18 protein-coding genes are annotated in these 19,504 nt (G+C 33.2%); 10 read left to right on the top strand and 8 right to left on the bottom strand.

The genetic code is table 11. The annotated features are described in order from the left end of the window. Window positions 1-66 precede the first annotated feature (66 nt). The 3 genes from clpB to PHV37_04260 form a co-directional block, all read right to left on the bottom strand. Window positions 67-2,679, bottom strand: coding sequence for an ATP-dependent chaperone ClpB (clpB, locus tag PHV37_04250; protein MDD3237289.1), 2,613 nt, complete (start codon window positions 2,677-2,679; stop codon window positions 67-69). A gap of 80 nt (window positions 2,680-2,759) precedes the next feature. Next, window positions 2,760-4,589 carry a hybrid sensor histidine kinase/response regulator gene (locus PHV37_04255; GenBank protein MDD3237290.1) on the bottom strand — a complete coding sequence of 610 codons (1,830 nt, stop codon included), beginning with the start codon at window positions 4,587-4,589 and terminating at the stop codon, window positions 2,760-2,762. A gap of 131 nt (window positions 4,590-4,720) precedes the next feature. Further along, window positions 4,721-5,557: a carbohydrate ABC transporter permease gene (locus tag PHV37_04260; protein MDD3237291.1), complete on the bottom strand. Its 837-nt coding sequence runs from the start codon at window positions 5,555-5,557 to the stop codon at window positions 4,721-4,723. A 101-nt stretch (window positions 5,558-5,658) separates the two neighbouring features. Here PHV37_04260 and PHV37_04265 point away from each other — a divergent pair, with 101 nt between their 5' ends. The 4 genes from PHV37_04265 to PHV37_04280 are packed head-to-tail and all read left to right on the top strand — an operon-like array spanning window position 5,659 to window position 9,249. Continuing rightward, a complete protein-coding gene (locus PHV37_04265; GenBank protein MDD3237292.1) occupies window positions 5,659-6,372 on the top strand; it encodes a response regulator transcription factor in 714 nt (237 codons plus the stop codon). Next, window positions 6,369-8,066 (top strand): ATP-binding protein, encoded by a 1,698-nt coding sequence (locus PHV37_04270; protein MDD3237293.1) that lies wholly within the window; start codon window positions 6,369-6,371, stop codon window positions 8,064-8,066. The genes PHV37_04265 and PHV37_04270 overlap by 4 nt, the downstream gene beginning before the upstream one ends. Next, entirely contained in the window at window positions 8,063-8,494 is a 432-nt protein-coding gene (locus PHV37_04275) for a nucleoside deaminase (GenBank protein ID MDD3237294.1), read from the top strand. The genes PHV37_04270 and PHV37_04275 overlap by 4 nt, the downstream gene beginning before the upstream one ends. Continuing rightward, window positions 8,491-9,249, top strand: coding sequence for a TIGR02757 family protein (locus PHV37_04280; protein MDD3237295.1), 759 nt, complete (start codon window positions 8,491-8,493; stop codon window positions 9,247-9,249). The genes PHV37_04275 and PHV37_04280 overlap by 4 nt, the downstream gene beginning before the upstream one ends. Before the next feature lie 53 nt (window positions 9,250-9,302). Here PHV37_04280 and PHV37_04285 read toward each other — a convergent pair whose 3' ends face one another. Further along, the gene (locus PHV37_04285; GenBank protein MDD3237296.1) at window positions 9,303-10,034 is read right to left on the bottom strand and encodes a hypothetical protein; all 732 of its coding nucleotides are present in this window, start codon (window positions 10,032-10,034) and stop codon (window positions 9,303-9,305) included. Between the two features lie 102 nt (window positions 10,035-10,136). Beyond that, entirely contained in the window at window positions 10,137-10,529 is a 393-nt protein-coding gene (locus PHV37_04290) for a helix-turn-helix transcriptional regulator (protein ID MDD3237297.1), read from the bottom strand. Between the two features lie 125 nt (window positions 10,530-10,654). Here PHV37_04290 and PHV37_04295 point away from each other — a divergent pair, with 125 nt between their 5' ends. The 4 genes from PHV37_04295 to PHV37_04310 are packed head-to-tail and all read left to right on the top strand — an operon-like array spanning window position 10,655 to window position 13,025. Then, window positions 10,655-11,653: a hypothetical protein gene (locus PHV37_04295; protein MDD3237298.1), complete on the top strand. Its 999-nt coding sequence runs from the start codon at window positions 10,655-10,657 to the stop codon at window positions 11,651-11,653. Window positions 11,654-11,670: 17 nt separating this feature from the next. After that, window positions 11,671-12,165 carry a hypothetical protein gene (locus tag PHV37_04300; protein MDD3237299.1) on the top strand — a complete coding sequence of 165 codons (495 nt, stop codon included), beginning with the start codon at window positions 11,671-11,673 and terminating at the stop codon, window positions 12,163-12,165. A gap of 43 nt (window positions 12,166-12,208) precedes the next feature. After that, a complete protein-coding gene (locus tag PHV37_04305; GenBank protein ID MDD3237300.1) occupies window positions 12,209-12,772 on the top strand; it encodes a MerR family transcriptional regulator in 564 nt (187 codons plus the stop codon). After that, window positions 12,765-13,025, top strand: coding sequence for a hypothetical protein (locus PHV37_04310; protein MDD3237301.1), 261 nt, complete (start codon window positions 12,765-12,767; stop codon window positions 13,023-13,025). Before PHV37_04305 ends, PHV37_04310 begins: the two co-directional genes overlap by 8 nt. 67 nt (window positions 13,026-13,092) lie before the next feature. On the opposite strand, the gene groL is transcribed toward PHV37_04310, so the two are convergent. Together groL and PHV37_04320 are read right to left on the bottom strand one after the other, a co-directional pair. Next, window positions 13,093-14,754 (bottom strand): chaperonin GroEL, encoded by a 1,662-nt coding sequence (groL, locus tag PHV37_04315; GenBank protein ID MDD3237302.1) that lies wholly within the window; start codon window positions 14,752-14,754, stop codon window positions 13,093-13,095. Between the two features lie 52 nt (window positions 14,755-14,806). After that, window positions 14,807-15,094, bottom strand: a complete 288-nt coding sequence (locus PHV37_04320; protein MDD3237303.1) for a co-chaperone GroES — start codon at window positions 15,092-15,094, stop codon at window positions 14,807-14,809. 185 nt (window positions 15,095-15,279) lie between these two features. On the opposite strand from PHV37_04320, the gene PHV37_04325 reads away from it, so the two are divergent. Beyond that, window positions 15,280-17,820, top strand: a complete 2,541-nt coding sequence (locus PHV37_04325) for a tetratricopeptide repeat protein (protein MDD3237304.1) — start codon at window positions 15,280-15,282, stop codon at window positions 17,818-17,820. A 3-nt stretch (window positions 17,821-17,823) separates the two neighbouring features. After that, entirely contained in the window at window positions 17,824-18,528 is a 705-nt protein-coding gene (rsmG, locus tag PHV37_04330; protein MDD3237305.1) for a 16S rRNA (guanine(527)-N(7))-methyltransferase RsmG, read from the top strand. A gap of 12 nt (window positions 18,529-18,540) precedes the next feature. Here rsmG and PHV37_04335 read toward each other — a convergent pair whose 3' ends face one another. Further along, window positions 18,541-19,137, bottom strand: coding sequence for a type II secretion system protein (locus tag PHV37_04335; protein ID MDD3237306.1), 597 nt, complete (start codon window positions 19,135-19,137; stop codon window positions 18,541-18,543). Window positions 19,138-19,504 lie beyond the last annotated feature (367 nt).

Raw genomic sequence — 19,504 nt, forward strand, 5'->3', positions numbered from 1 at the left:
ATACAATTACAAAAAATCAATTTATTATAAAAATACCGAAGTTTTAAAGCTTCGGTATTTTGTTGTTTATTTTTTCACCTTAAAAGTGAGTTCTTCTCCGTCTGCACCAATGACAATTTTGTCATGAGATTTGATTTCTTGTTCTAATAGCATTTTTGATAAAGGATTTTCGATTAATTGCCTTATTGTTCTTTTCAATGGACGTGCTCCATAGAGCGGGTTGAACCCTTTTGTTGCAAGTAATTCCTTTGCATCAGGAGTTAATTCAAGTGCTATATCTTTTTCCGCTAGTAATTTATGAAGATGGGCTGCTTGAATATCAACGATTCCACCTAGTTGTGCCAAGGTTAAAGCTTTAAAGAACACAATTTCATCAAGTCTGTTTAAAAATTCAGGTCTGAAACGTTGCTTTAATAAATCAGTTACTTTTTCTTTAGTTTGGTCATATTTTTCTTCAGACATCATTGATTCTAATGTGTTTTCAAGAATAATGTCGCTTCCGATGTTGCTCGTAAGGATAATTAAGGTGTTTTTAAAATCCACTGTACGACCTTTTGAATCAGTCAAACGACCATCGTCAAAAATTTGGAGCATTATATTAAATACATCAGGATGAGCTTTTTCTACTTCGTCAAAAAGCACGACAGAATAGGGCTTACGGCGGACTTTTTCAGTCAATTGACCACCTTCATCATATCCTACGTATCCCGGAGGAGCACCTATGAGTCTTGCAACGGTATGTTTTTCCATATATTCGGACATATCAATTCTTATCAAAGCATCTTCGTCGTTGAACATAAATTCTGCTAAGGCTTTTGCAAGTTCTGTTTTCCCGACGCCTGTCGGTCCTAAAAACATAAAAGTACCAATCGGGCGTTTAGGGTCTTTTAAGCCTGAACGAGCCCGCCTTATGGCGTCAGAAACGACATTCACTGCTTCATCTTGACCAATTACTCGCTTGTGAAGATATTCTTCCAATCGAATAAGCTTTTCGACTTCGCTTTCAGCCATTTTTGTTACCGGAATACCTGTCCATTTGCTTACTATTTCCATAATATCGTCTTCGTCAATTTCTTCTTTTAAAAGACGATTTTCGGTTTTGTTTTCTTTATTTTCTTCGGCAAGTTTGAGTTCTTTTTCAAGTTCAAGAAGCTTGCCGTATTTTAATTCTGCTGCTTTTTGAAGATCGGCTTTACGTTCAGCTCTATCAATTTCAATTTTGGTTTTTTCGATTTCTTCTTTTATTGCAACTTCGCCTTTGATTGACTTTTTTTCAAGTTCCCATTGGGTTTTTAGCTCGGTAATTTTTGTGTTTATTTCACTTAAAATATGATTAATATTTTCAATTTTAGTTTTATTTTCGTCGTTCATTTCTTTTTTTAATGCTTCTTTTTCAATTTCAAGTTGCATTTTTTGACGAACAAGTTTATCGAGTTCTTCCGGCATGGAGTCGATTTCAATTCTCAAAGAAGAAGATGCCTCATCAATTAGGTCTATAGCTTTATCAGGCAAAAATCTATCGGTGATATATCTGTCAGAAAATTTTGCAGCAGCGACGAGAGCAGCATCCTTGATTTTTACGCCATGGTGAACTTCATATCGTTCTTTTAATCCACGCAATATGCTTATCGTATCTTCGACAGAAGGTTCTTCGACCATTGTCGGTTGAAAACGTCTTTCAAGTGCGGGGTCTTTTTCAATATATTTGCGATATTCATTTATTGTTGTTGCACCGATACATCTTAGCAGTCCTCTTGCTAGCATTGGCTTTAGAAGGTTTCCTGCGTCCATAGAGCCTTCTGTTGCACCCGCTCCAACTACAGTGTGTAATTCATCAATAAACATTATTATTTCGCCGTTAGAAGATTCTACTTCTTTTAAGACGGCTTTAAGTCTTTCTTCAAATTCGCCTCTGAATTTTGCACCTGCAACCAGTGCACCAAGGTCGAGGGCTACAAGTTTTGTGTTTTTAAGACTATCAGGGACATCGCCTCTGATTATTCTTTGGGCTAAACCTTCGACAATAGCAGTTTTCCCGACGCCGGGTTCACCTATTAAAACCGGATTATTTTTGGTTTTTCTGTTTAAAACTTGTATAATACGGCGGACTTCTTCATCTCTGCCGATAACGGGGTCGAGTTTGCCTTTTCTCGCCATTTCTGTTAGGTCGGTTGAATATTTTTCAAGAGCTTTATAAGCTTCTTCAGCATTTTTTGAGTCCACTTTGTTGTTGCCTCTTATTTTTTTCATTGCATTTAAAATCGTATTTTTATCAATTTTATATCCTGAAAGAATATTTTGGACATCAGAACCCGAGAGCTCTGTCATGGCTATAAGAATATGCTCAATGCTAATAAATGAATCTTTGAGAGTTTCAGCTATTTCTTTAGCTTTATCAAAAAGTTGGATGGTTTTGCTTGAAAGATATAACTGTTGACTACCTTGTTGTTGTTCAACGTGAGGAAGTTTTTGAATATCGACTATAACTTTGTTTTTGAAATTATCGTTATTGATTTTCAATGCTTCCATATAGTCTTTGGATATACCTTCTTTGTCTTCGGTAATTGCCAACAAAATATGCAAAGGTTCTAACTGTGTGTTGTGATATTCATACATAAGTTGTTGAGCAAAATAGATAATTTGTTGGGTATAATCTGTTAAGCGGTTAAAATCTATCATAATGCACCTCCTGTATATTGTCAGTTTAATGCATTTTTTTTTAAAATCAGAAAAAATTTATCTTTAATTAACAATTTCTACTAGAAATTAACAATGGAGTTTGAAAGAGGTAGTGTAAAGACGAACTCAGTGCCTTTTCCTTCTTCGCTATTCACGTAGATGTTTCCGTTGTGTTCTTCAATTATTTTTTTGCAAATATAAAGCCCTAAGCCATAGCCGACTTTGCGAAAGCGTTTTGCTGTAGAGATATATTCGTCAAAAATCGTATCTTTATCTTCTTCAGGAATTCCCCACCCTGTATCGATTACAGATACTTTCAATTTATCATTGTCATCTTCAATTTTAATTGTAATCGTACCATTTTCGGGGGTATATTCTGAGGCATTAATAATTAAATTATTGAGCACTCTTTTTATAGCCAGCGGGTCGAGTTCTAATTCATCAAATTTTGTTTCATTTATAATTTTAACGGTTTGATTTTTTTGTTCTAATAAATATTTTAGTTGTTCACTGTTTTTTTTAATTATGTCGTATATGGATTTTTTTTCTTTTGTCAAAATCATGTGCCCATTTTGAGTTTTATATTTAGTAAGCAAATTGTCGGTCATGTGTTGCATGAATTTACAAGAGCTTAAAATTTCATTAAGTATAGAAGCCAATTCGCCGTCAACAATGCCGAATTTATTATTGAGAATTAATTGAAGTGCTTGTATTTGTGCTCTTATAGGAGTTTTTAGGTCGTGTGTTAAAGTGGCAATAAAAGTTTCTTTTTGTTTTTGGTTTTGCACTTCTTGAGTAATGTCATTTATTATAATTAAATATCCGTCAAGGGTGTTTAAAGTTGAAAATATCTTTGAGATGCAAGCGTTAGCCGGTATCAAATGTCCGTTTACGTCATTATGATAATTGATTTTTATGGTTAAATTTTGTTCGTTTTGAGTAGCAAAATCATTAATTTTCGAGACGTTGCTTTCTGTGTTATCTTCTTTTATTAATTCAATAAAATTGCAAGCTTTTTGTACAGATCTCATTGTATATCGATGATTTTGAGAGATTATATTAAAATTTTTATCAGTTAAAATAATCTCACTTCTTGAAAATTGAAATATAGTGTCTAGTTTTTCTTTTTCATTAAAAAGAGAATCCTGAAGTCTTTTGATTTTTAAAGCATTATATATTTGTACTCTCGTGCTTTTTATATCGATAGGTTTATTGATATAGGCGTAAGAGCCGAGATTGTAGCTTTGAATTTTTACTTTTATGTTATCAAGAGCACTTATGAAAATAACAGGAGTGGCTTTATTTTTATTTGATAGTTTTAATTTTTCAGCAAATTCAAATCCGTTTAAACCAGGCATTACAATATCAAGCAGTATCAAATCATATTTTTTTTCATCGATAATTTTTAACGCATCAAAAGGCTTCATATAACAATCAGGTGTGATTTTAAAGGGTGATAAAACTTCTTTTAAAAGTTCTATATTCATACACATGTCATCTACAATTAGTATTTGTGAATTTTGATAATCACTGAAATTAATTTTGATATTACCATATTTTTCATTATTTTTAAGCTTATTTTTTTTAAGGCTGTTTACAATGATATCTTTATCTAAAGGTAGTTGGATAAAGTTTTTAAATCCGAGATTATAAGCTTTTAGGATATCGTTTTTTGTGCAACTATTGTTGGTTGCCCAAAAATCAATGTGATGATAATTTTGAATTATATTTTTAATTTTTTGCAGTTCATTATTTTCCAACGTATTTAATTTTATGATACATAGTTGGTAGTTGTTAATTTTATCAGAAACTTCTTCAAAAGTGATTTTGTCCATGACAAATTCATCATTATTTTGAAAATCGATTTCGGTTTCTGATATGTTTTTTTCAATAAAAAGTACTTTATACATATACCTATGCTCGCTGTTATTATTCATTATGCAAACTTATAGAGAATATTTTAGTTTGTCATTATATATTAAAGCAGAAATGAAAAATTGATATTAACCACTAAGGTATATTTTTATGACCATTGTGCTATTTATTCTTTCAAGCTTCCGCCCAGCATATCGTCAATGAAATATTTTTTTCCTGCAAGGAATATCGTTATGACAGGAATGCAGCATATAACAGAATAAGCCATTAATTCGCCCCATTGAGTAATTTCTCTAAAGCTTCCTTTAAAATTGGCAAGCCCGATTGGAAGTGTCCTCATTGCGTCAGAGTTTGTCACGATTAGTGGCCACATGAAGCTGTTCCAAGTGGTTATAAATGTGAATATAGCTAATGTTACAACTCCCGGCATTACTAAGGGTAAAGCTATTTTGAAAAAGATTACAAAATGATTGCAGCCATCAATTTTTGCGGCTTCTTCTATTTCCATAGGCAAAGATTTGAACCACTGCCGCATTAAAAATACGCCAAATCCCCCGAAAAGCCCCGGTACAATTAAAGCTTGATATGTATCAATCCAATTTAATTCTCTCATTATGAAAAACAAAGGGATAATATTTACTTGTGGCGGAACCATCATGGTTATGAGAATAAGGAAAAAAAGAGGTTCTTTATATTTGAATTTCAATCTTGCAAAAGCATATCCTGCCATGGCGGAAATTATCACTTGCCCCAAAGTTGTTGCAAATGCAACAATCATGCTGTTGGTAAAATATTGCCTTATTGCTATTGCGTTAAATACATTTTTGTAGCTGTCAATGACAAACGGGTGTGGTATAAATTTCGGCGGATAATGAAATATTTGCTCAGGCATCATGAAGGAAATCAATAACATCCATATAAACGGAATAAGCATTGAAATAGCTCCCAAAGAGAGTGTTATATATCCTGCTGTTTTTACAAACTTTTTCACATCAACTATCATAACATGTGATTTTCATTGTGAAAACATTAAAATTATGCGATAATGTGCTTGTTAAAATTGAAAGAGATTATTTTTTGGTAAATCTCAAATGTTGAGGGTATATGCAAAAACGTCTATTGGTTGTTGATGATGATAATGAAATCAGAGAATTGCTAGAGTTTGACTTGGCTCAAAGCGGTTATATTGTAGATACTGCGGTGGACGGTTTGGACGGCTTAAACAAATCGATTGCCTCTAATTATGATTTGGTTCTGCTTGACGTAATGATGCCTAAAATGAACGGTTTTGATGTCTGCAAAAATATAAAGAAAACTAAACCTGAAATGCCTATTTTACTTTTAACGGCAAAAGGAACTATTGGTGATAAAACATCAGGTTTTGACTCGGGGGCAGATGATTATATTGTTAAACCCTTTGATATCCAAGAGGTTTTGTTGAGAGTTAGAGCTCTTTTGCGTCGTAATTCACCTAAAAGTCAATCTTCTCCTGCTTCAGGTGAAATATTAAAAGCAGGTGATATCGAGCTTTTTCCTGAATCTTTAGAAACTGAAATTAAAAATAATCTTATAAAATTGACACCTACAGAGTTTGAAATATTATATTGTCTTATGCAACATTTTAATAATGCAGTTACTTTGGCTGTATTGCTCAATGAGGTGTGGGGGTATGACGGAGATGAAGATGTCAGAATGCTCAGAGTTCATGTCGGCGGCTTGAGGCAAAAAATAGAAGAAGACCCCAAACATCCCGTGTATTTGCATACTGTGACAAATGTCGGATATAAACTAACTCCTTTTGAAGAAGATGCAGAATGAAAAAAATTAAAAGATTAAAAATTGTTGAACAAATTGCAATTGTTACCTTCTTTTCTGTAATTACTCCTTTGGTAATCGCAGGGCTAATTGTCAATAATATCAATCAACACGGCATAAGACGAGAACTTAGCTATTCAGCTGAAATGATTGCAGAATCTATTGAAAATAATATTCATTCACTCGTTGAATCAGATGAGGGTAAATTGAAAGAGGTCGTCCTCGCAACAAAATATTTCCCTAATGATTATATCGAAGATGTTTATTTGAAAGATGTTGTTATCAATTCAAATCTTTTTAAGGATTTGCAAATTATAATGCCGTCCCAGCTTAAAGCTGATTTTAAAGAGCCTTCAAGATTGCATTATAATGAAGAAAATCAGGATTTGATTTTGGCAGAAAAAATCCACGATGACAAATATCTTGTTGCGACAGTGGATGTCGAAAAATTTAAGGATAAAATTTTTGAAAACATAAAGAATGATAAGCGTCAGATATATGTGCTTGATTCCAATACCGGCGGCTTAATATTTGCTCATAATTATTCAAAAGATGACTTTGAAAATGTAAAAAAATTGCTTCCGTCCAAGTTGGAAATAGATGTTCCGGTAACTTATGGGGATATTAAAAACCAACCGTTAGCTTACTTGAAAGCAAGCGGTACAAATTTGCTTGTTATCGTGAATACCACGCATGAAATTACGGAAAAAACGATTAATACCGCAAGAGCCAAGATTATTGTAGCTATTCTTGTTGCGGCTGCTTTCATTTTGCTTTTGGTCGGGATTTATACCTATTATCTATACATAAACATAAAACAGTTGTTTAAAGGTATTATGGCTATATCAAAGGGGAATTACAAACGTCAAATCAGACTTTTGATGAATTTCTTTACTCCGTCTGAGGTTGTCTTTTTGGCTTCAGAGTTTAATAAAATGGTTAATGAAATCAATGTTTCTTATAAAAAATTGAAACAAAAAAATATAGAACTTAAACATCTTGATGAATTTCGCTCCAATCTTGTCGATACCGTAAGCCATGAATTTAGAACCCCTTTAACAAGCATAAAAGGTTATACATCAAGGCTTTTGAGGCAAGATATCGTTCTTGATGAAGCTATGAAACATAAATCTTTGGTAGTTATAAAGCAACAGTCTGAACGTTTAGCGAGAATGGTTGAGGATTTATTGGTTATACCAGATATCGAAGGTGCCAAGCTCAATATAAGGCTTGAAGATGTAAATTTGTGGGATACTGTGGAATCTTCTTTCTTGTCAATAAGAAATGTTGAAAATAGAATTGTAGAAAACCTTGTTCCTGCTGATTTTCCACTGGTTAGAGCAGATAAGGACAGGATTGAGCAAGTTATCATTAATCTCGTTGAAAATGCAACAAAATATGCTTATGAAGACAGCCCGATTGTTATAAGTGCTGAAGTCGAAAATGATAGAGCAATTTTGACAGTGTTCAATAAGGCTGACTATATAGATAAAGAAAAACTCGAAAAATTATTTGAAAAATTTACTCGTGTCGAAGATGATACGACTCGAACCACTCGCGGAACAGGTTTGGGGCTTTTTATTGTTAAAGGACTTGTCGAAGCTATGCACGGGGCAATATATTTGAAATCAAGTGTTAAAAACGAGTTTTGGGTAAAAGTTATTCTGCCTTTGGTTAAAGAAAGTGAACAGGCATGAAGCTTGAATTCATGGAGCTTGCTATATCCGAAGCTTTAAAGTCCGACAATGACATTCCTGTAGGTGCTGTAATCGCAAAAGACGGTGTTGTCATTGCAAAAGCCTTTAATCAAAAAGAGAAAAACAACGATTCGACTCAACACGCAGAAATATTGGCAATCAAGAAGGCATCCGGCTACTTGGGTAATTGGCGTTTAGCCGGTTGTACAATGTATGTTACGCTAGAACCTTGCCCTATGTGTGCGTCTGCAATTATCCAGTCACGTATTGAAAAAATTTATTTCGGCTCTTATGATATTTTGTATGGTGCATTAGGCTCAAAAATCGATTTGCGAAAAATTCATAATTCTAAACTTGAGGTCAAAGGTGGAATTATGGAGGAAAAATGCGATAATATGATTGATTTGTATTTTAAGGATTTACGATGAATTTAAAAATTTCGCTTGATGAATACGTATCAAGTTATGAAACAGAAGATTTTATAAAAGATGACCCGGTACAATTTCCTCGCAGATTTAATGATAAAAAGGATGTAGAAATTGCAGGTTTTTTGGCTGCTGTGATGGCTTATGGCAGACGTGAGCTTTTTATCGAAAAGCTAAGTCATATGTTTGCGATTATGAATCAACAACCCCATAATTATATCTTGAATTTTAATGAAGCAAATCAAGATTTTGATGATTTTAAATATCGTTTTTCAAAAGGGATTGATTTTAAACAATTGTTTTTGATATTAAAAGAGCTTTATTCAACAGAGAATTCTTTAGAGAAGCTTTTTGCATATTCATACAATTCGACAGGAAGTGTAGAAGGAATGTTTCAAGGAATTGTTGATTATTTTTATTCCAGAGTGACCTTGCCTGTAACTCAAGGGTTTTATTTCTTGCTCCCGGACCCACGCAAAGGAAGTGCTATGAAACGTCTAAATATGATGATGAGATGGTTCGTAAGAGATGGAGCCGTTGATTTAGGTATTTGGGATTTTATAGAAAAATCTGAACTATTAATTCCGTTGGATACACATGTCGCAAAGATTTCAAGAAAATTAGGACTTTTGAATCGCTCAAGCAATGATATGCGGGCGGTAATTGAGTTGACAAAAGTGTTGAAAGATATTGACCTTGATGATCCCATCAAATATGATTTTGCATTATTTGGTTACGGAGTTAACAACAAGCTATAACAAAAAAGACGCCATATTAGCGTCTTTTTATATTTTTGATTTGCATTAATCTATTATTTAACTTTATCTGTTAAAACAAATAAGCTAATCAAGTCATTAATTTGAGTTACTTGTCTTTGATAGTCTTGAGCATGTCTTTCAAGATACATAATATTAGTTTTATATTCTTGAACTTTAGTCATGCAATCTTTGATTGAGCCATTCAAATTATCTTGAACTTGTTGAGCTTCTTGTAGAACTTGATTCATTGAGATGCCCAAAGCTTCTATAGTTTGTCTTATAATTTGAGCCCCTGTTTGTTTAGTAACGCCGGCAGGAAGTTGAGAAATTAATCTTTTTAAAACTGCGACATTAGCAGGAACGTCAACTTGAGTAGTTTTTTCTGCGTTATTCATATTAACCTCTTTTGGTGCTTGGTAACTGATAGGTGATTCAACCGGTTCTTCTTGAATTTGGGGAACAGGTTGGACGTTAAAATTGAAATGAGATGAGTCGTTATTCGGAATAACAACAGGCTCATTATCTTCAATAATAAAGTTTTCTTGGCTATCAATATTAGAAGCAGCAATATTATTAGTGACTTCGTTAGAGATTACGTCTTCAAAAATTTCTAAATTATCATTAACCGGTTCTTCGATTTCTTGAACGGCAGTTGCTGTTTGTTCTTTAATAACAGGGGGTTCAACGATTTCTTCTTCGATAGGATTTATTTCAATTTCAGATTGTCTTTTTAATGCTTCAACTATTTTCTTGCCTACGCCCTCAGGCAATTGATTTTTAGCCATAGTAAAACCTTTCCTTCTTTATGCGAGAATTATAATTAAAATATATTTATTTTTCAAGTAAATATATGATGAAAGCATGTAATGATTGTGTTTTGGGGTAATTTAATACAAATCATCTATTTTTTGTAAGGTTTCGAGTCCTTGAATGAAGTAGATAGATTGTTCAATATTTTTAGCGTTTAGGTTTGTAGAAGTGGCAAGGAGGGCACGTAAACTTTCTTGCCAATTGATATTAAAATCTTTAACGGTATTTTCAGGAGTGCATAATATGTCAGCTAAAGTAAATAATTCATTATTATAAAATTTCAAAGCTTTGCTTAATAGGTCAATGGTAATAGTTTTGGGAAAATTTTTCATTTGTCCGTTTTCGAGTTTTGAAATCAGAGCTGCACTGACGCCTGAATATTTTGCGAGTTCTCTAATTGATAAGTCAAGGGCTGTTCTTCTATGTTTGATGGTAGAGCCGAAATCCTCGAGTCTTTTTTTATTAGTCATGATTAAAAATCCCTTCCAGAAAATCATATCATAACTTTAATAAAAATCAACACCAGTTGACAAATATTAAAAAGCAGTGATAAAATAAACGCATGTTGATTAGTAAACAATGTGAAAGGTGAAATATGACAGACAATTTTAATGATGAAAATGGACTTGTGCCTGAAATACAAGTTGAGGTTACGGATAATAATCAACAAATACCTTTAACAATGAGTCAAAATATTCAAAATACTCTTTCAGTGCATAACAATGACGAGTATGCTCACCAGTCTATCTTGGATGCTGTTAGTGTTCAGGGAAGCAAGGTTACTCAGCTTACAACGATGACAATCAATAATAATACGTTGCTAAACAATCGTTGTGAATTGATTGAAGAACAGGTTGCTGCTGATAAAAACGGCTACGCAGATGTGCCTTTTTCTGTTGGGGAGCCTACAATAGATGTCCATTCAGTAAATAAAGCATATATGGTTAATTATGTTACTAACAGGATAAATGAAATATCAGATAATCTTTTTGATTTTAAAATTTCTGATAAAGCTCAAAATGATGATTGGAAACCTGCTGACGGCAATTGGCTTGACGGAAATATATATATATCAGCTTATCAATATCTTTTAAATCAATATAATTCAGGCACTTTAACCACAGATGCTAATAGTTATGTAGATTCAACAAATACAATAAGCAATAAAAATGTGATATGTAACGTTAGTCCGAAGCTTTTTAGAATAGTTGAAAGTGCTAACGCTGTTGCTGTTGACGAGTTATATGCGGCTACGAATTCTGCTTGGTATTATTTGTTAGATATAGAAAACAGGCAGTTTAAACTTCCGAGGTGTGAGAATTTTATGCAATTGACAGGTATTGTCGCAAATGCGGGATTGTATAAAGAAGCCGGCTTGCCGAATATCGTAGGTGAAGCGTGGTCAGGTGCAGCTTTAAGTCATGATACAGGGTGTTTTAAAGTTACAAATCAAGTATCTCGTGGTAGTGGTGGGGCAGATTATGCACCTTCTGTCTTAAACTTTAATGCTTCATTGGTAAATAAAATGTATGGTAATAGTGAAAGTGTTCAACCTCGTGCTAACAAAATGGTTTTATATTTTAAAGTTAAGTGATAATGGAAAGGAATAAAATGTACGATAATATTAGCTTAACAGGTAAAGTGGTACCTGTAGATAATTTTTATAATGGTGACTTGGCAGAAGGAGATAAAGCTCTTTCTTTCGCTGAAAAAGGTTTGATTATGCGAGGATACGGATATGAAATTCAAAACCACGCAATTGTTGATATCTCAAATAGTGAGGCTTATTTAAAGCAAGTTCAATCAAAGCAAATTGAAGAGAATTTTGCAGTGAATGAGTGTAAATATAATCTTGTTCTCACAACTCCAATTCAATATACAAACGGTAAAACGTATAAGCCGTCTTACGTTGATGAGTATGCAAAACTATTAGTAACAGACATTTTCCCTATCAGAATTTGGGATGCAACAGGGCTTGACTCAGACGAAATGACAAAAGAAGAGTTAAAATTGTTGGTTTCTTTTTTGAAACAGACAAGTGAACCTGCTTTTCAATCTTATAAAGTTAAAAAAGCAGAACTGTTAATTGAAAAACAAAACATATAAAAGGGAGTCTTTAAATATATTCAAATTGTGGTAATATATTAATATGAGTGATAAATATGATATAGCCTTTAATACCAATTTTGTAGCCTCTTTAACGGGTGCTAGTGTTTCTCAATTGAATATGTGGGACAAAAGAGGACTTTCTTCCCCAAGTGTTTTAAAATCATCTGGTAGAGGTTCTGTTCGACTATATTCTTTTAAAGATATTGTTGAAGTTAAGACAATTGTCTATTTAAGAGATAATAATATCAGTCTTAAAAATATAAAAATGGCAATAGATTATTTGAAACATACATTTGATTACAAATCCCCATTATCAGAATTAGTATTAATATCAAATGGAAAAGATGTTTTATGTGCTCCCCAAGGAGAAATTAATGATATTTCGGCTAGATGGATAGCTGCTAATAAAAATGGACAGTTGGTAATGCGGTTTATGGTACCTTTGGGTGCTATTACTCAAACTATAGATGCGGCGATAAAAAAATACAATGAACGTATAGAAGAAGCTAGTCAAGAAGAAGCTAACGATGAATTAGTTTCACTTAAAGATATAGAGGAATCAGTTTTTGGAGTATCAAGTAAAGTTTACAAAAAGCGTGCTTGAAGAAGATATACCAAAACTAAATAAATCCGGTATTGATTTAAAAGTATTATATCGCTCTTTAAAAAAGTTAGAAAACAATCCGTATGGTTCTTCTAGAGCCAAAAGCGGAGATTTAAGTGGTATTAGAGGAATGGACTGGAATAAAGGTTATAGAGTTTTATTTAAAATAAATGATGATAAAAAGCTTGTGACGATTGTTTCTATAGATAATCATGATAACGCTTATAAAAAAGCAAAAAAACGAATTGATTAATATTTAAATATAACAAAAAGGGAAAGCAAATTGCCTTCCCTTTTTTGTTCAAAATGAATAAAACGAATTACATCATTCCGGGCATGCCGCCCATAGCACCCATATCAGGCATTGCAGGAGCTGATTTCTTTTCAGGAAGTTCAACAACTGCAGCTTCAGTAGTCAATAGCATAGAAGCTACAGATACTGCATTTTGAAGGGCACTTCTAGTTACTTTTGCAGGGTCGACGATGCCGTGTTCAAGCATGTCAACGTATTTGTCGTTCATTGCGTCATAACCTTCGTTACCTTTGAGTTTTTTAACTTCTTCAACGATAACTTCGCCTTTAACGCCGCTGTTATTAGCGATTAAATATAACGGAATATCAAGTGATTCCATAAGAATTTTAACGCCGATTCTTTCATCATCAGGTAATTCTTTACAAGTAGGGCAATTTTCTTGTTTTTCTTGCATAGCTTGAAGAACTCTGATTAAAGCAACGCCGCCACCTGGGACGATACCTTCTTCTTTTGCAGCTCTTGTTGCGTTTAGAGCATCTTCAATTCTCAATTTTCTTTCTTTAAGCTCAACTTCAGAAGCTGCACCTACTTCGATAACGGCAACGCCACCTGATAGTTTAGCCAATCTTTCTTGAAGTTTTTCTTTGTCGTATTCGCTGTCAGAAGATTCAATTTGTTTTTTGATTAATTTTACTCTTTCAGCTACAGCAGTTTTATTTTCGTCACCGACAACAATAGTTGTGTCATCTTTGGTAACAGTAACGCGTTTAGCTTGACCAAGCATTTGGACAGTTACGTTTTCAAGTTTAATGCCAAGTTCTTCAGTAAACATTTGACCGCCTGTTAGAATAGCGATATCTTCAAGCATAGCTTTTCTTCTGTCACCGAATCCGGGAGCTTTCACAGCAACAGCTCTTAAAACTTTTCTCATAGTATTTACAACTAATGTAGCAAGAGCTTCGCCTTCAACATCTTCAGCGATTATTAAAAGTGAACGACCGTCACGAGCTACTTGTTCAAGAACAGGTACTAAATCAGCGATTAGGTTGATTTTTTTGTTTACGCAAAGTACATAAGCATCTTCTAAAACAGCTTCCATTCTTTCAGGATCAGTTACGAAATATGGAGAAATGTAGCCTTTGTCGAATTGCATACCTTCAACAACTTTTAGAGTTGTGCCTGTAGATTTCGATTCTTCAACAGTGATAACGCCGTCGTGACCGACTTTGTCCATAGCATCTGCGATTAGTCCGCCAATTTGTTTGTCGTTGCCTGCAGAAATTGTAGCTACTTGAGCCAAAGCTTCTTTAGAATTTACAGGAGTAGACATTTTTTTGATTTCTTCAACTGCAACGTCAACAGCTCTGTCCATACCTCTTTTAATACCGATAGGGTTAGCTCCTGCAGTTAGGTTTCTCAAACCTTCTTTAACTAAAGCTTGAGCTAAGACTGAAGCTGTAGTTGTTCCGTCACCTGCAACATCATTTGTTTTAGAGGAAACTTCTTTAAGAAGTTGAGCACCGGCATTTTCCAAACCGTCTTCGAGTTCAATTTCTTTAGCAATAGTAACGCCGTCATTAACGATTTGAGGTGCACCGAATTTTTTTTCTAATATTACATTTCTGCCTTTAGGTCCGATTGTAACTTTTACAGCGTCAGCAACTGCATCAATACCTTTCATAAGGCTTTTTCTGGCTTCTTCATTAAAAACTATTTTTTTAGCCATGATAAATCTCCTTTTTGTCTAAATAATTGTTTGTTCTATTTAAAGTAATAAATTTCTATTCAATAACGCCTAAAACGTCTTTGATAGAAAGGATTTTATATTCGGTATGATCCATTTTAAGGTCAGTACCTGCATATTTAGCGAAAAGAACTATTTCACCTTCTTTAACGCCCATATCTTCTTTTTCGCCTTTTTCGTTTGTTTTGCCGGGTCCTACGGCAATAACTTCACCTTTTTGAGGTTTTTCTTTTGCACTGTCAGGAATAAAGATACCGCCTTGAGTTTGTTCAGCATCTTCTATCACTTTGATAACCAATTTGTCTGCTAAAGGTCTAATTGTCATCTTTTTTCTCCTTGTCCTTATTATTTTACTAATCTCATCATTACTAACATATTTATATAATCAATTTACAGAAAACCATTAAATATTAACAAAAAATTAATTATTATTCTTTACCGGAGGGGTTATAGTTGTTTATACATTTTATGACGGTTTATTTTGAACGAGAATTATTGTAAAATAGGAATATGGAGCATAATTTTTTAAACAAAGAAATGTCAGAGGCAAATAGCGGCCGTTTTTTGAATGAGGGTGTTGTGACCAAATTTCATCCATCATTTGAGGACAAGTTTTTGTTGGAGAACAATATAGAAGTTCTTTCAGACTTATTTGATTTTTTAGGCTCTGATGAAAAAATCTTTGTCTTGAATGGTTTTATGGGGTCAGGTAAAACTACGCTGATAAATTATTTAAAAGAGGCGTTGAAAAATGATGTTTTAGTTTTCAAGATGAATTATTTTGCAGCGACTAATTTAGATGATTTGCTATTGGGCTTGTTTGCTGATTTTGCTAATTATCACAGTGAGCATAAGATACAACTTCCCAAGATTGTGACTCCAATTTTTACGGAAAAAATACACGCTTTTATAAAAGCAGTTGATGCACCAATGCTGTTTATTTTAGATTCTTTTGACAATACGGTTGTATTAAGTGAAAATCAAAAAAATATATTAGATTTTATAAAATATCTTTCAAAAATCGAAAAAATAAAAATAATAATAGCTTCTCGTTCCTTTGATGTTGAAGATATTGATGGTGGTATTGCGGTAAATTATTCAATGACAAAGTTGTTGAATAATGAAAAGTTTGAGAATTTGCTTGTGCAAAATAAATTGAATGAAAATTCTTTTTATGTAGAGCAAGCATTCAAATATACCAAAGGGCATTATTTATATGCTTCTATGATGGTTAATATAATGAGCTTGTTGCACATAACTTTGTCTGACTTGTTGAACGAGTTTTCTAAGCGTAATAAGCAGTTCAATGAATTTTTGGTATTTAAAATATTAGATTTAGTTCCGGATAGATTTTTGAAGTTGTTATGCTTTTTATCGTTAATTCGACACGGGGTAGAGGATAAATTTATAATCGAGCAAAATTTTGCCACAAAAGAAGATATTGATTATTTGAAAAGTAGAATGATTTTAACTTCAGAAAACAACTTTGTTTACTTGAAAGATTATGTCAAAAATGAAATTTTGAAGAACACAGATGAAGATGTACGCATTAAAATCCACAGTTACTTGAGCGAATTATACGACTCACAGCTCCCTAAAAAGCCTTCAGAAAGGGAACTCGTTATCTCCAGAGGCACGATGCGAGATGAAATAGAATATCATAATCAACAAGTGCAAAAGTTGAATAAAACGGCACAAAATAAAGCTGAAAAAAACGCAGATAATGTAAATTTTAATTATTTGAATTATTTGAATACATCAGGCTATGACAAACCTATTGAAAATATAGTTATTTCAAAAAAAGTTGAGCCAAAAAAAATTGAAAAATCAGTTAAACCTGAAAAAACACGTCGGTTTGAACTTTCAAATGATGAACTTGCATTGCTTAATACAAGGACTTATGAAGAAGATGAGATTATTAAATCAGTTAATGATAAAATGCCGCTTCAAAATTATCTTGAGCAAAAATCTAAAAATGAAAAGGAAGTAATTCCCTCTCATAAAGAATCTTTAGAAGATTGGATTCAAATTGCACAATCAGCAGAAGAACAATTTGATTATACGTCTGCGATTTTGAGTTATAAAAAAGCCCTTGAAATGAAAACGGATTCCATGTTTGATATCAAAAAACCGTTGATTGTAACTAAACTTGCAATATGCTATAAAAAGGCACAAAACAAAGAAAAAGCACTGCAACATTTTGAAGAAGTATATCAAATATATCAAACTACAGAGCCTATTAAAGCAAATTCTATATTGTTAAGCATTGCTCAAATTTACAATGAAAGCTATAAATTTTCTGATGCACAAAGAATATATGAGAAGATTATATCATCTAAAACAAAAAATCCTCCGGAGTTAATGGTTAGAGCCTTGTTGGATTTGTCAGAACTTTCGGATAATAATTCTAATTCGCAACAAGCACTTGCATACTGCCAAAAAGCTTTAATAGAAGCAGAAAAAACAGATGATGCCAAACTTATTTCAGAAGCTTATTTTAAATATGCTTTGTCAATGGACGATAGCGGAAAACTTGATGTAGCCGCTAAATACTATGCAAAATGTATAAACACTTTGGAAGATTCTTCGACAAACGAATTTTTGTCCAGTGCCTATTCCAATCTGGCAAGTATTTTATCAGAGCAAAATGATACAGAAAAAGCTATAAAATATTATGAACTTTCAATTGAAGTCGATAAAATTCAAAACAATTATGAAGGCTTATATTTTGGTTATTCAAAGTTGGCTCATATTTTTCAAATTAAAAATCCTCAAAAATCATTAGATTTTATGGTCAAATCTTTAAGTGCAGCACGAAGATTGGATGACAAATTTTTTGCAGCCTCAGCATATCTTGACTTGGGCGACTTTTATTACAATAGAAAAATCAATGAAAAGGCTCTGAAAGCATATTTAGCTGCAAAACAATTAATAACGAAACAGCCGAATGAGGAGAATATGCAAAGAGTTAAAGCACGTATTGACGATTTGCGTTTCAAGCTTGGAGCAGAAAAGTATATAGAAATAATTGACAGTTTTAAAAAGGGATAATTTGTGAATTTTGATATAATAAAAACGGAATTGGCGATGGAGCCAGATGGCGTAAGTCAAGAAAAATTTGAAAAGTTTGCAACTCTTTTCCAAAACTATAATGCACATACAAATTTAATGAGCAAAGGGGACGTAGATGTGCTGTTTGAAAAGCATATTTATGATTCATTGGCGATAAATTTATTTTTATCAAAATATTCAAACAAAAAAAAACAAAGAATGTTGGATATCGGTACGGGGGGAGGCTTTCCGTCACTTCCTGTGGCTATGGCTTATTGCGATATTCAGGTTGTGGCATTAGATTCAATAGCCAAAAAAATAGAATTTATTAAACAAGCTAAAACTGCTTTAAATATAGACAATATAACGCCAATATGCGGTCGTGTTGAAAATCTTAAAGAAAAAGCTAAATTTGATATTGTCACAACTAGGGCAGTTGCCGATTTGAATGTAATATCAGAATATGCACTTCCATATTTGAAAGTAGGTGGATATTTTGTTGCCTATAAGTCACGACAGGTTGATGATGAAGTCAAAAATGCACAAAAGGCATTAAAAATATTAGGTGGAAAAATTATAGATAAAATCGAATATAAGTTGCCCCTTGAAGTTGATTTTGAACGTTATTTGCTCATAATAAAAAAGGAGTCAAAAACTCCCTTTTTATACCCTAGGTTGAATGGTCAACCCAAGAAAAATCCTTTGTAAAATGAATTAAATTTAATCTTCACTACCGTTGTCACCATCTCTGTCGTATTCATCGCTATCGCTGTTATTTAATATTGCTTGAGCGGGGCCTTCTGCTTTTATGTGATTTTCATGTTCAAATTCGCTATAGTTTGACCAAGGTATCCAAAGTTCAAATCCATCGTTGATTTCAGATATTTTTGTTGTTTCTTTGTTTGGTTTTTTGTCACCGTTCACATCAACGTATATTGTGCTACTTGAGTCAATCGAATAAGCAATGCCGTCTGCTGTGTAAAACGTAATTTCTCCATCTCCAGTCCAAGCTTTACTTTCGCTGGAGGGCATAGTTTTGACAATATTCATTCTTTGAGAATAGAATTTATCAATAGTACAACTCGGATTTCCATCGCATTCTCCGTCGTCGTAATGTTTTATGGTTTTGCCGTTTAATGCGTATTCTGTTTTTAATGCTTGGTTTAAAGCCGAGTATGCTTTTTTGAGTCCTGTTTTATATTCTTCTTTGTTTGTATTATTTAAAAGTGATGGTATTGTGAGGGCGGCGATTACGCCGATAATGACAAGAGTTATCAATACTTCTGCCAAAGTAAATGCTTTTTTTAAACTTTTCATAAATTAATCCTGCTTATATTAACTAATCTTTTGATTATAAATAATAAAAAACAAAAGAATATCTGCCAAGTGGGTAATTTTTCATACAACGGGCATAAAAAAAAGCCGTCCAACAATGGCGGCTACTAGACTTGGGGAGGAGGTTTGGTATTGGGCTTAATGCCCTCACATTATGAACATCGGAAGAAAAGTGATATTTCTTTAGAGATATCCTCTGTTTGGAGTAGGAGCAAAACCAACTCCCGCGTCATTGTTGCTTTTTAAGGTTCACATTTTGTAATAATTATGTGTTTTGGATAGTATATGTGTTTGTTGTGTTTTTTTCAGTATTGTAGGAGATTGAATAAGCTAAAGCCACTCAAAAGCC

This window comes from Candidatus Gastranaerophilales bacterium, assembly GCA_028693235.1.
Taxonomy (GTDB): domain Bacteria; phylum Cyanobacteriota; class Vampirovibrionia; order Gastranaerophilales; family Gastranaerophilaceae; genus JAQUVW01.

What these genes read in the sequence shown, in the direction of transcription:
- clpB (MDD3237289.1), bottom strand. Translation starts at nt 2,679, where the DNA reads ATGATAGATTTTAACCGCTTAACAGATTATACCCAACAAATTATCTAT.
- PHV37_04255 (MDD3237290.1), bottom strand. Translation starts at nt 4,589, where the DNA reads ATGTATAAAGTACTTTTTATTGAAAAAAACATATCAGAAACCGAAATC.
- PHV37_04260 (MDD3237291.1), bottom strand. Translation starts at nt 5,557, where the DNA reads ATGATAGTTGATGTGAAAAAGTTTGTAAAAACAGCAGGATATATAACA.
- PHV37_04265 (MDD3237292.1), top strand. Translation starts at nt 5,659, where the DNA reads ATGCAAAAACGTCTATTGGTTGTTGATGATGATAATGAAATCAGAGAA.
- PHV37_04270 (MDD3237293.1), top strand. Translation starts at nt 6,369, where the DNA reads ATGAAAAAAATTAAAAGATTAAAAATTGTTGAACAAATTGCAATTGTT.
- PHV37_04275 (MDD3237294.1), top strand. Translation starts at nt 8,063, where the DNA reads ATGAAGCTTGAATTCATGGAGCTTGCTATATCCGAAGCTTTAAAGTCC.
- PHV37_04280 (MDD3237295.1), top strand. Translation starts at nt 8,491, where the DNA reads ATGAATTTAAAAATTTCGCTTGATGAATACGTATCAAGTTATGAAACA.
- PHV37_04285 (MDD3237296.1), bottom strand. Translation starts at nt 10,034, where the DNA reads ATGGCTAAAAATCAATTGCCTGAGGGCGTAGGCAAGAAAATAGTTGAA.
- PHV37_04290 (MDD3237297.1), bottom strand. Translation starts at nt 10,529, where the DNA reads ATGACTAATAAAAAAAGACTCGAGGATTTCGGCTCTACCATCAAACAT.
- PHV37_04295 (MDD3237298.1), top strand. Translation starts at nt 10,655, where the DNA reads ATGACAGACAATTTTAATGATGAAAATGGACTTGTGCCTGAAATACAA.
- PHV37_04300 (MDD3237299.1), top strand. Translation starts at nt 11,671, where the DNA reads ATGTACGATAATATTAGCTTAACAGGTAAAGTGGTACCTGTAGATAAT.
- PHV37_04305 (MDD3237300.1), top strand. Translation starts at nt 12,209, where the DNA reads ATGAGTGATAAATATGATATAGCCTTTAATACCAATTTTGTAGCCTCT.
- PHV37_04320 (MDD3237303.1), bottom strand. Translation starts at nt 15,094, where the DNA reads ATGACAATTAGACCTTTAGCAGACAAATTGGTTATCAAAGTGATAGAA.
- PHV37_04325 (MDD3237304.1), top strand. Translation starts at nt 15,280, where the DNA reads ATGGAGCATAATTTTTTAAACAAAGAAATGTCAGAGGCAAATAGCGGC.
- PHV37_04335 (MDD3237306.1), bottom strand. Translation starts at nt 19,137, where the DNA reads ATGAAAAGTTTAAAAAAAGCATTTACTTTGGCAGAAGTATTGATAACT.